This window comes from Clostridium chromiireducens (genome assembly GCF_003575225.1).
Taxonomy (GTDB): Bacteria; Bacillota; Clostridia; order Clostridiales; family Clostridiaceae; genus Clostridium; species Clostridium chromiireducens.
In genome coordinates this window covers 875,500-886,833 of record NZ_QXDJ01000002.1, presented here as the reverse complement: position 1 = coordinate 886,833, position 11,334 = coordinate 875,500, and the positions used below count along the sequence as shown (strand labels likewise).

The following is an 11,334-nucleotide window of genomic DNA, read 5'->3' as shown; positions in this document are numbered from 1 at the left end:
ATGAGAAGGTGAAAAAATGGATATTAAACAATTAAAATATTTTTATGTAATTGCAGAAGAGGGCCAAATAACAAGTGCTGCTAAAAGACTTCACATCGCTCAGCCTCCTTTAAGTTACCAACTAAAAAGCCTCGAAGATGAGTTAGGTGTAAAACTTTTTGAAAGGGGAAGCCGTAATGTTACACTAACAGATGCAGGACATATACTTTATAAACGTGCGCAGCAGATATTATCTTTAACAAAATCTACAGTTGACGAATTAACAGATTTTAAAGATGGAGCTTATGGAACTCTATCCATCGGTACTGTATCTTCATCTGGCGCATCACTTTTAGACAGCAGACTAAGTATATTTCACAACAATTATCCATATATAAATTTTGAAATTTATGAAGGAAACACATATGAACTATTAAAATCACTAACTAAAGGTATAATTGAAATTGCCATTGTTAGAACTCCGTTCAACAATTCTGAAATAAACTCAATTTTATTACCAAAAGAACCTATGGTTGCAGCAATGGTAAAAGACTTAAGTTGGACTGATAATAAAATTATTGATATTACAGAATTAAAAAATAAGCCACTAATATTTTATAGAAGATTTGAAAGACTCATCCTTAAAGCATGTTCAGATTCTAATTTTGAGCCAACTGTGTTCTGCAAAAACGATGATGCAAGGACGTCCTTGCTTTGGGCAAACGCTGGACTTGGAATAGCTATAGTTCCAAAATCTTCAATAAAATTAATAGGCTCTTCAAATATAATTTTCAAAGAAATTGATAATGAAGATTTATCAACCCAAATAGCTATAATATGGTCTAAAAAAGGTTATCTTTCATCTGCTGGGAAAAATTTCTTATCCCTTTTCCAAGTTACATAAACTTTTCGTGTAAACTTGTAGCAATTCTACATGCAGTCATGTTTTGTGTTAGATTCAGTATCCAATGAATCTTAATTGGTGATTCTAAGACCAAAAGTATGCTGCCCATTTCTAGTTCAGATTCATTTAAAAGTAAATATAATTTGCTCATCCTTAATACTTAGTTATTTTATTTCCTATTAATTAATAATTATTATTGACTAATAAATTAAATTACTATATAATAATTTTAAAGATAAAGTTCTCACTTCTTTTAATTTATGGTAAATATATTTTTGGAATATGATCTTTATTTACAATGAGAAATAAAAATACCGAGATAGGTTATTCTAAATTTCGAAGGTATTAATATTATATATAGAATGTTAAAAACATTGATGAAAAGGATGTGTGATTATGAGTTCAAAAGAAATTTTTGAAGAGAGAAGATCTATAAACTTTTTTGATACTGAAAAAAGTTTGGATGATAATTTATTGAAAGATATTATAAACCTTGCTGCACTCGCACCTTCAGCATTTAATCTTCAACCTTGGGAGATAGTCGCTGTTAAATCAAAAGAGGCGAAGGAAAAATTGTATAGGCTATCAAGTAATCAACCAAAAGTACTTGAAGCACCAGTAACATTAATCATTGCTGGAGATAAGAATGGTTATGATAAATCTAATCCTATATGGGATATTTTTCTTAAGAATTTCAACGGTGATGAAGAAAAGTTAGCTAACGTTCAAGGTTATGCGTATAGTTTATATGGTACTTCTGATGAAAGAAAAATAAAATTTGCTGAAAGCAATGCAGCTCTATTGGCTATGTCAATTATGTATGCAGCCAAATCCTTTGGAGTGGACTCTCATCCTATGAGCGGGATCGACTTTGAAGGGATTAAAAAGGAATTCGAACTTGATGATAATAAGACAGTAGTAATGACAATTGCCCTTGGTTATTTAGACGAAACAAAAACTCTTTATCCAAGAGCATATAGAAAAAATTATGAAGAAATAGTTAAAGAAGTATAGTTAATTTTAGGAGGTATTAAGATGACTGAGTTAAAACAAGTTTATAAATGTGAAGTTTGCGGTAATATTGTAGAGGTTGTGCATGGTGCTGGTGGTACATTAGTGTGTTGCAATCAACCAATGAAGCTTAAAGTAGAAAATACAACTGAAGCTGCAACAGAAAAACATATTCCTGTAATCGAGAAAGTTGATGGTGGTGTTTTAGTTAAGGTTGGTTCAGTTGAACATCCTATGCTTGATAATCACTATATAGAATGGATAGAAGTACACACTGAAAACAATGTGTATAGAAAATTCTTAAAACCGGGCGAAAAGCCAGAAGCTTTCTTTAAATTGGATGAAGAAGTTCTTTTTGCACGAGAATACTGTAACTTACATGGATTGTGGACAGAAAAGGACTCTTAAATATTATGATTATATAGCTTTAATTTGAAATCTTTTTGATTTATAGCTTATAGATATTTATACAACCAAAACTCCCCTTTATATATAATAAAACCATGAATATAGGAATCCCCTCCTTATATTCATGGTTTTTTATTACAAATCATAAAAAACTTAGTTCAAAACGCCTTGTATTAACAAATGAAATTTTTCTTCTAACCATATATATTAAGAGCTCAAACCTTATGAATTAGACGAACCACTTGCTCCAGAAAGCAACCAAGGCTTTTGTAACTCTGATTTTAATGTATTATATCCATCAACCGCAGTTCTTAATTGGACATCTAAGTCTAAACTATTAACTACTAAAGTATCATAATCAGATTTAGTCATTAAACCTAAATCATATTTAAGTTTTGCATTACTTAATTGTTTATTTGTTAGATCAATATTTTGCTTAATATAATTGATGTTATCTTCTGTTGCAAGAAGATTTGTGTATAATGTTTTTAATGTATCTTTTAATTGTTTTTTAGTCTCATTTAAATTTGTTTCAGCTGTATAAACACCTAATTTAGCATTTAAGTATGATAGACGTCTTGATAAAGCATTTGTATAAGCACTTGCATCTGATTCATATTGATTATAATCTTTCACATACTTTTCATATTTTTCAAGAGTATCAACTGTAGCATCTAAAACAGGTTTATTAGCCCCATCTGACGTTCTTTTTGCATCATTTACATACTCTTCAGATACTTCATTGTCTTTATCATTGAAATAATCCTTATTAAGCTTAGTTAATTTTTCATTATATTTTAACTCAGTATCAATTATATTATCTAAATATTCATCTACAGAACCATCTATTTTAAATGACTCATATTTAATATCTTGCTGTAAACTATATTGTGTTACATCTTTACCAGTTAATACTTTAAAACTATATTCTGCATCTTTTAAAGCATTTTGGCTCGCTTTTAGCGAGTTTTGAAGACTTACAACCTGAAGCTCAGTACTTTGCAAATCAATTGCTGTTGTGAGTCCTAAGCTTTGCTTTAATTTCGCATCATTCAGCTGCTTAGTTTTTACATCTATACCTTTTATGGACTTATCTATTTTCATTTGACTTGTAACCATATTATTATAAGCAGTAGTAGTTTTTTGTATTAATGAATCTTCATCAAAATCTCTTTGTTGTTTAAGTTGATCTAATGTGGTATCACGAGTATCACTATTAAGATCCTCTTTATCACCTGATACTCCTGTAGCATCATCAATATTTTCATTAATATCATTAAATTTATCTTGATAAGTTATTTTTTTGTCATCAAGCTTTAATTTATCACTGTTACTAATAGCTGAATTTATTGCATCCTGCAATGTAAGAATTGGTTTTCCATTTACTTGTGCTACTGTACTAACATTAGCATTTGTATTTTGAGCTGTATCTGCCGCAAATGCTGGTACAATACTTCCACTAATAACACTTACTCCAATTGCTAAAGCAACTAACTTATTTATATTATTTCTCATGGATGATCTCCCTTTCACTAAATCTTATAATTTACTAATTCTTTTTAATTTTTTCAGTATTTAAAGGGACTATCTAAAAGTATATTTTAGAATAGTCTCTTTAAAATATTAAACTTTCTATAAACTTGTATTTACTTCTTCATTAACCTTTAATGGTTTCTTTTTAGTAACTTTTTTAAACTTATTTTTAAAATCATCTAATATTGTATAAGCTATCGGTACAACAACTAAGGTTAAAATTGTTGCAGTAATTAATCCTCCTATTATAGCCTGTGACATTGGTGCACTCATTTCTGAACCTGAACTTGTAGAAACAGCTGAAGGTATCATACCAAATATCATAGCCAAAGTAGTCATGACAATCGGACGAAGTCTTACAAGCCCTGCTTCTATTAAAGCTTCATTTCTTGGCATTCCTTCTTTAATTCTTTCTTTCGCCGCATCAATAAGCAGTATTCCATTCTTGGAGACCAGACCCATAAGCATTATTATACCTATTAATGCAGTCATAGTTATTTCATTTCCAAATACAAATAATCCAAGCATTGCTCCAATTATAGCAAGCGGAAGTGAGAACATTATTGCTGCTGGATCAATAAAGCTTTCAAATTGTGCTGCCATAACTAAATATAAGAAAAGTATTGATAGCACTATTGATTGTAATAAACTTATCATACTCTTTTGCATCATCTGATTCATCCCACCAAGAGATAGAGAAACCCCATCTGGTAGTTCACTTTTTATCTTTTCAAGATATTTATTTTGGAAAGTTCCCGTAGATGTACCTGTTACGTTACAAGAAATTTCAATTTGTGCTTGTCTATTATATCTGTGTAATTCCGCTGAAGTTGTTCCAATAACTTTCTTAGTTACTTGTGTTAATGGAATTTGAGTATTATTCGTACCTGATACATAAATTCCATCAAGGTCGTTAAGATTTTTACGCTGAGTATCTTCTAAGGACACTTTAACATCATATCTATTGGTTCCACCATCGTATTTTGTTACAGTTGAACCATTAAATAAGATTGCTAAAGTACTCGCGACATCTGAACTGTTAACACCTAAATCTGCAGCTTTATCACGATCTACATCCATTTTTACTATTGGTGACCCAGACTTATCATTACTGCTTACATCTCTTGCATTAGGATCCTTAGACATATCTGCCTTTATTTTCTCTGCAAATTCTTGAAGCTTTACTCGATCATCTCCAACAAGATTGTAAGATACATCTTTAGATGATCCTCCACCGCCTCCCATTGATGCAGCTGATACGGTAACTTGAGTTCCTGGAATTCCATTTAGATCTTCTCTAAGCTTTTCAGCTATCTGTCTTGAACTCTCTTTACGCTCTTTTTTATCCACCAACTCAATCTTAATTGATGTTCTACTTTTACTAACTGTAGAGTATAAAAATTTCACTTCTGGATACTTATTTTTAATGATTTCTTCAAGTTTTTCATTTTTTTGTTTCGCAGTATCTAAAGTTATTCCTGAATCAAAATTAGCACTAACTGTCACCTGACTATTATCAGTTGAAGGCATCATAGCAAAACCTAATGTAGTTGCGAGTCCAATACTACTTACAAACATAAGAGCACAAATAACTAAAATCACTACTCTATGATGAAGAGACTTCTCCAAAAGGTGAGAATATTTTTCAGCTAAAGTATCAAATTTTTCATTAAACAACTTAAAAAACTTACCAACAAATGTTTTACTTTCTTTCTTCTCTGCCTTGAGCATTTTAGATGACATCATAGGCACAAGAGTGAAGGATACAAACAATGAAACCGCCATACTAAAAACAATAGTAAGGGAAAATTCAATAAAGTATTTTCCAAGTATTCCTTCTATCATTGCCATCGGTAGGAATACCGCAATAACAGCTGAAGTTGTTGCAATTACTGCAAACCCAATTTCAGAAGTTGCATCTCTAGCAGCTTCCAATGGACCTTTACCCATATGCAAATGTCTTACAATATTTTCAATAACAACTATAGCATCATCAATTAAGAGCCCGACGGCCAGCGATAACCCCATCAAGGACATTGTATTTAATGAAAAATCCATCAATTTCAAACAAATGAAAGTGGTGATAATTGAAATTGGAAGAGATAATGCACTTATAAGAGTACTTTCCCATTCATATAAGAACAAGAATACTATAATAACTGCTAGTACACATCCTTCTATAATAGTTTCCATAACCCCATCAACTGTTCTTTGAATTGATTCTGAGTTATCACTAACAATATCAACATGTACGCCTTCTGGCAAGGAGCCTTTAATTTCATTTAGTATTGCCTTAACATTTTTTGCTACTTCAACAGTGTTAGCACCTGATTGCTTCACTATATTTATACCAATTGATTGGTTTCCTTGATAAAAAGCAAGACTTGTTTTATCTTCAAATGTATCTTCAACTTTTGCGACATCTTTTAATCTGATTTCTGTTCCATTTTTCTTTGTTATTAGAATATTCTTAAAGTCTTCTACTTTTTGTATCTTACTATTTGTTGTAATAGAAATTTCATTATCTCCATTTGTAACTTTTCCGCTTGATTGGTCAATATTATCAGTTTTAATACTGCCAATCACTTGACTTGCAGTAAGACCATATGATACTAACTTATCATTATCCAAATTTATATGAATTTCCCTTGTATCTTGACCTGATATATCCACTGATCCAATCCCTGAAACTGTGTATAGCTTTGGTTTAATAGTATTATCTACAATATCCGACAACTCTTTATTATCCTCTAATCCATAAATAGCTATAGATAAAATAGACGATGCTGACATATCAAATTTAGAAATAACCGGATCATTTGCATCAGTAGGTAATTCACCTCTAATACTTGAAACTTTATCTCTAACTTCTTGTGCTGCAACTTCGGAATTTTTACTTAACTCAAATCCTACAGTAGTTTGTGAAACCCCATTTGTTACAGTTGAAGTTACTGTATCCACTCCTGAAATTTTCTGAACTGCTTCTTCAACTTTCTTTGTTACTTTTGTTTCAAGTTCTTGTGGCGTTGCACCTGGATATGTAACCACGACTGAAACATAAGGTATATCTGCATTTGGCATATCATTAAGTACTAATTTCTCATAATTTACATAACCTAAAATAGTGAGGGCAATCATTATAACTGTAATAAATACGGGTCTTTTTATACTAATATTTGCTATATTCATTTATAATCCCTCCTATCTTAAGAAACAATATCTATTTCATCACCATCTTGTAATGAACCTGTATTAGAGCATATTATCTGATCTCCACTCTGTATACCAGATGTTATTTCCACATTATTTTCATCAGTTTCTCCTATGACAACTTTTTGCTTTTTAGCTTTTCCATTATCATTAATAAAAACTGAATAATTACCTTCACTTCCAACTAAAGCATTTATAGGTACTGTAATCATTTGAGTCTTTTCACCACTAATAAGTTGTACTTTACCAAAAATACCTGGATATAATGTTTTATCACTATTATCAATCTTTATTTTGCAATTAAAAACTCTAGCAGATGTGTCTGCTGAAAGATCTATATTTTGTATGATTCCATCATACTTTGTATCACTTCCGTCAACAGTAAGTGTAGCAGCTTGTCCTATCTTCACACTGTTTATCTTATCTTCTTGTATTTGAACTTTTGCATACACTGCTGATATATTGTTTACAGTTGCAAGAGCTGTACCTGGAGATGCCATCTGCCCTATACTTACACTTTTTCCTGTAATCACCCCACTTATAGGTGCTTTAATCACAGTATTATTTAAGTTATCTTGTAAATTTGATAAGCTTACTTTTTGAGCTTCTATATTTGCCTTTGCTGTTTCAATACTTACATTACCTGCCTCATAATCAGCTTGGGCACTATTTAATGATTTCTCTGCTGCCAGAAAATCAACTTGGGATATAACCTCTTTCTCATAAAGAGCTTTCTGCCTATCATAGTTACGCTGTACATCATCTAAATTAAGCTTAAGCTTTTTTAAAGAAACTTCTGCAGAACTTAATTGTTGTTCAGTTACCTTTATTTGACTTTCTGATACTTTTATATTATTTCTTATATCTTGATCATCTAATGTAATTAAGGCATCTCCTGCATTTACATATTGCCCATTTTCCAAAGATATACTAACAACCTTTGCTGATAACTTACTAGCTACAATTCCTTGCTCACTGGCTTCTAATGTAGCTTTATATGTATCCCCAGAATTTTTGTCAACTAACTTAGCCTCTTGAGCCTCAACTGCTACTTTACTTGCTGCAACTGCTGTTGGAATATTTTTTTTAGCTGCTGTAAACTTTCTAACTCCTACAACAGCGCCTATTACAGCTATAACAATAACTGCATATATAACTATCTTTTTTACATTTTTCATTTTCTATCCTCCCATTTTGTAACGGTGATTATCACGATTTTAGCTCTGTAATAAATCCAAAATTTATTATAATTTTTGGCATTATTGATTACTTTTATATTTTAAACCTTTATACACTACTTTTACCACTCCTATTTCTATTTAATTAGAAGTTTAACATTGAATTATTAACTCAATTTAAACTTTTCGCCTTATTTATAAATTTAGTTATAAAAATATAATAATTCTTATGATAAAAATATTTTTTTATAACTAATTTATTAACTTTAAAAAATATTTTACGCATAGTATAATAAGGACAGTTAAGGAGGTTAGCTGAATGTTTCATATTTTAATTGTTGAGGACGATAAAGAATTATGCGAATTATTTTCTACCGTTTTAGTGAAAAACGGTTACAATTCAACATGTGCAAGAGATGGTATTGAGGCTCTTGATATTTTAGATAGAGAATATATTGATCTAATTATTTCTGATATTATGATGCCTAATATGGATGGTTTTGAATTAACTAAAACTATTAGAGAGACTCAATTTAATATTCCAATCTTAATAATTACAGCTAGAGAAAGCTTTCAAGATAAGCAACGTGGGTTTATGCTTGGTACTGATGATTATATGGTTAAACCCATAGATGTTAATGAAATGATACTAAGAGTTGGAGCCTTACTTAGAAGGGCTAAAAGTATTAATGAAAGAAAACAGTGTGTTGGTGAAACCATACTTGAATATGATTCTCTGTCTGTTTACCAAAATGGCGAAACAATATTACTTCCCCAAAAAGAATTTCTAATTCTATATAAGCTTATTTCTTATCCTGGGCGTATCTTTACAAGACAACAGCTTATGGACGAGTTTTGGGGCCTTGACTCTGAAACAGATATTAGAACAGTGGATGTACATATTAATCGATTGCGAGATCGTTTTAAGAATAATAATGACTTTGAAATCCTAACTGTAAGAGGCCTTGGATATAAGGTGGTGAAAAAACATGAATCGTAAACACTCTTTAAAACTAGGATTAGTTTTTTCAGTCATAATTTTTTTAATCATTCTTGCTTCGGGGGTGATTTCTGCTCTCTTAGCTATTTCTCTACATATGAAAGTTTTCTCTCCTCCTAATAATATACTATACCCAATTCTTAATTTATATGCTGTTAGCGTTATTGTTGGAACAAGTATTTCAGCTGTGGTAGGGAAGAGAATATTGTCTCCCCTTGTAAAGTTCAGTGGGGCATTAATGGAAGTTGGTAAGGGTAACTTTAATATTCAATTAGATGAAAATAAATATCATATAGAAGAACTTAAAGAAATGTCTCAAAATTTCAATATAATGGTAAGAGAACTAAATAATATAGAGACTTTTCGTAATGACTTTATTGCCAACGTATCTCATGAATTTAAAACCCCTCTTGCATCTATAGAGGGATATACAATGCTGTTGCAGAGCGATAATTTAACAGATAAAGAAAAAAATGAATACACCAAGAAAATTCTTAATAATACAAAAAGATTATCGAATTTAGTTGGTATTATTTTGCAAATTTCAAGATTAGAAAATCAAGGTATCATCGCAGAAAAAAACAAATTTAAATTAGATGAACAACTAAGACAGACTTTATTGCTTTTTGAGTCAAAATGGACTAGTAAAAATATTGATTTAGATCTTGACTTAGATGAAATAACTTTCTATGGAAATGAAGAACTTCTAATGCAGGTATGGGCAAATCTCTTTAGCAATGCAATAAAATTCACTCCTGATAATGGAACTATTGCTTGTACGCTAAAACGATATGATAGCTTTATTATCACTACAATTTCAGACAACGGCATAGGAATTTCAGAAGATGTTCAAAAACATATATTTGAAAAGTTTTACCAAGGAGATAAATCACATTCTTCTGAAGGCAATGGCTTGGGGTTAGCTCTTGTAAAAAGAATTATTGATTTATGTAACGGCACAATAGAAGTACAAAGTGAATTAGGTACTGGTTCTACTTTTACTGTTAAATTACCATATTAATTGAACTTTTATAAACTGTATTTCGATCAATTAATTTTCTCTAATGACAGAGCTATATTAATTGATCTAAATGCAGTTTTTTATTATATAAATTTCTATCGAATAACCTTGAATATCTTAAAACAATTCACTCTAAAAACCTATCATCTTACTGAATAAATAATCAAATTTCCATAATACTATAAGTAATGCAATAATAACATTAATTGAAATATGTTAAGCAAAGTAATATATTGGTCCAACAATATTCAAAGGAGATATAACCAGTGAAAAAATTTATTTTCATTTTATTATTAACTTTTTTATCATTATATATATTTATAACACCTTCTATGGCTGATTCAAGATACTTAACTGAAGGTCTTTATGGGGCATCAGATTTAAATTTATCTCAAAATGCTACTCATACTGTTCAAAATAATTCTGATACTGAATATGCCTTTATAATGATTTTTGACTCCAATCAGTTGACTCAACAATACATGCTATTAAAACCTGAATCGAAAGAATATATTTTAGTTCCTATAGAACTAGGATATAAACTTTTGGTAGTCACCAATGACAGCATCACTATAAATTAAATGTAATCCATAGTTTATTTTTATTCTTACACCAAAATTCAAATTTGAAAGGTAGTTATTTGATGAAAAAATTCTTTTTTTTACTTTTATGTTTCTTACTTATCTTTACTGAACCTGCAGCAGCAAATCCAAAATCGCTTAAAGAAGGATTCTATAAAGTTACTGATTTAACTATATCAGAAAATACAACTTATACAGTACAAAATATTTCTTTTAATGAACGTATTTATGTGATTATTTTTGATTCTCATGCTCAACCTCTTCAAGGTGTTCGTCTAAAACCACAATCAAAAAAGTACAACTTAATTTCACTACAGCCAGGCTATAAGATTGTACTAATCGGCGGTGGTGAAATTAATATATCTCCTGATATTATGTTAAAATAAAAAACTAATGTTTTCTTCTATTTTTTATTAAAAACTCACTATGACTATTATAAATATGTATACTTTTCCTCAGTTTTCAAATAATAAATGAGATAAAAAATTTAGATGATATATAGAAAACAT

At 30.2% G+C, this 11,334-nt stretch carries 11 protein-coding genes; 7 read left to right on the top strand and 4 right to left on the bottom strand.

Annotation, left to right across the window (positions count from 1 at the left end; genetic code table 11):
* Nucleotides 1–16: 16 nt before the first annotated feature.
* Nucleotides 17–883 (top strand): LysR family transcriptional regulator, encoded by an 867-nt coding sequence (locus D2A34_RS09410; RefSeq protein ID WP_119366440.1) that lies wholly within the window; start codon nucleotides 17–19, stop codon nucleotides 881–883.
* Here the strand turns inward: D2A34_RS09410 and D2A34_RS26645 are convergent.
* A complete protein-coding gene (locus D2A34_RS26645; RefSeq protein WP_182629335.1) occupies nucleotides 876–1,034 on the bottom strand; it encodes a hypothetical protein in 159 nt (52 codons plus the stop codon). The two genes, D2A34_RS09410 and D2A34_RS26645, sit on opposite strands and share 8 nt — an antisense overlap.
* 245 nt (nucleotides 1,035–1,279) lie before the next feature.
* On the opposite strand from D2A34_RS26645, the gene D2A34_RS09405 reads away from it, so the two are divergent.
* Both D2A34_RS09405 and D2A34_RS09400 read left to right on the top strand, forming a co-directional pair.
* Nucleotides 1,280–1,897 (top strand): nitroreductase family protein, encoded by a 618-nt coding sequence (locus D2A34_RS09405; RefSeq protein ID WP_182629334.1) that lies wholly within the window; start codon nucleotides 1,280–1,282, stop codon nucleotides 1,895–1,897.
* Between the two features lie 21 nt (nucleotides 1,898–1,918).
* The gene (locus D2A34_RS09400; RefSeq protein ID WP_079437877.1) at nucleotides 1,919–2,302 is read left to right on the top strand and encodes a desulfoferrodoxin; all 384 of its coding nucleotides are present in this window, start codon (nucleotides 1,919–1,921) and stop codon (nucleotides 2,300–2,302) included.
* Between the two features lie 222 nt (nucleotides 2,303–2,524).
* On the opposite strand, the gene D2A34_RS09395 is transcribed toward D2A34_RS09400, so the two are convergent.
* The 3 genes from D2A34_RS09395 to D2A34_RS09385 all read right to left on the bottom strand — a co-directional run bounded on the left by D2A34_RS09395 (nucleotide 2,525) and on the right by D2A34_RS09385 (nucleotide 8,223).
* Complete coding sequence (locus tag D2A34_RS09395; RefSeq protein ID WP_079437876.1) at nucleotides 2,525–3,817, bottom strand: TolC family protein; 1,293 nt, start codon at nucleotides 3,815–3,817, stop codon at nucleotides 2,525–2,527.
* A gap of 117 nt (nucleotides 3,818–3,934) precedes the next feature.
* Entirely contained in the window at nucleotides 3,935–7,024 is a 3,090-nt protein-coding gene (locus D2A34_RS09390; RefSeq protein ID WP_119366439.1) for an efflux RND transporter permease subunit, read from the bottom strand.
* Nucleotides 7,025–7,041: 17 nt separating this feature from the next.
* A complete protein-coding gene (locus D2A34_RS09385; RefSeq protein WP_119366438.1) occupies nucleotides 7,042–8,223 on the bottom strand; it encodes an efflux RND transporter periplasmic adaptor subunit in 1,182 nt (393 codons plus the stop codon).
* A gap of 319 nt (nucleotides 8,224–8,542) precedes the next feature.
* Between D2A34_RS09385 and D2A34_RS09380 the strand changes: the two genes are divergently transcribed.
* From D2A34_RS09380 to D2A34_RS09365, 4 genes are all read left to right on the top strand, one after another.
* The gene (locus D2A34_RS09380; protein ID WP_119366437.1) at nucleotides 8,543–9,223 is read left to right on the top strand and encodes a response regulator transcription factor; all 681 of its coding nucleotides are present in this window, start codon (nucleotides 8,543–8,545) and stop codon (nucleotides 9,221–9,223) included.
* Nucleotides 9,213–10,244 (top strand): HAMP domain-containing sensor histidine kinase, encoded by a 1,032-nt coding sequence (locus D2A34_RS09375; protein WP_119366436.1) that lies wholly within the window; start codon nucleotides 9,213–9,215, stop codon nucleotides 10,242–10,244. The genes D2A34_RS09380 and D2A34_RS09375 overlap by 11 nt, the downstream gene beginning before the upstream one ends.
* Before the next feature lie 266 nt (nucleotides 10,245–10,510).
* Nucleotides 10,511–10,825, top strand: coding sequence for a hypothetical protein (locus D2A34_RS09370; RefSeq protein ID WP_079437871.1), 315 nt, complete (start codon nucleotides 10,511–10,513; stop codon nucleotides 10,823–10,825).
* A 62-nt stretch (nucleotides 10,826–10,887) separates the two neighbouring features.
* On the top strand, nucleotides 10,888–11,211 hold the full coding sequence (locus tag D2A34_RS09365; protein ID WP_079437870.1) for a hypothetical protein: 324 nt from the start codon (nucleotides 10,888–10,890) through the stop codon (nucleotides 11,209–11,211).
* Nucleotides 11,212–11,334: the final 123 nt, after the last annotated feature.

Bases quoted from the DNA above. Each gene is read 5' to 3' on its own strand.
- D2A34_RS09410 (WP_119366440.1), top strand. From the start codon at position 17: ATGGATATTAAACAATTAAAATATTTTTATGTAATTGCAGAAGAGGGC.
- D2A34_RS26645 (WP_182629335.1), bottom strand. From the start codon at position 1,034: ATGAGCAAATTATATTTACTTTTAAATGAATCTGAACTAGAAATGGGC.
- D2A34_RS09405 (WP_182629334.1), top strand. From the start codon at position 1,280: ATGAGTTCAAAAGAAATTTTTGAAGAGAGAAGATCTATAAACTTTTTT.
- D2A34_RS09400 (WP_079437877.1), top strand. From the start codon at position 1,919: ATGACTGAGTTAAAACAAGTTTATAAATGTGAAGTTTGCGGTAATATT.
- D2A34_RS09395 (WP_079437876.1), bottom strand. From the start codon at position 3,817: ATGAGAAATAATATAAATAAGTTAGTTGCTTTAGCAATTGGAGTAAGT.
- D2A34_RS09390 (WP_119366439.1), bottom strand. From the start codon at position 7,024: ATGAATATAGCAAATATTAGTATAAAAAGACCCGTATTTATTACAGTT.
- D2A34_RS09385 (WP_119366438.1), bottom strand. From the start codon at position 8,223: ATGAAAAATGTAAAAAAGATAGTTATATATGCAGTTATTGTTATAGCT.
- D2A34_RS09380 (WP_119366437.1), top strand. From the start codon at position 8,543: ATGTTTCATATTTTAATTGTTGAGGACGATAAAGAATTATGCGAATTA.
- D2A34_RS09375 (WP_119366436.1), top strand. From the start codon at position 9,213: ATGAATCGTAAACACTCTTTAAAACTAGGATTAGTTTTTTCAGTCATA.
- D2A34_RS09365 (WP_079437870.1), top strand. From the start codon at position 10,888: ATGAAAAAATTCTTTTTTTTACTTTTATGTTTCTTACTTATCTTTACT.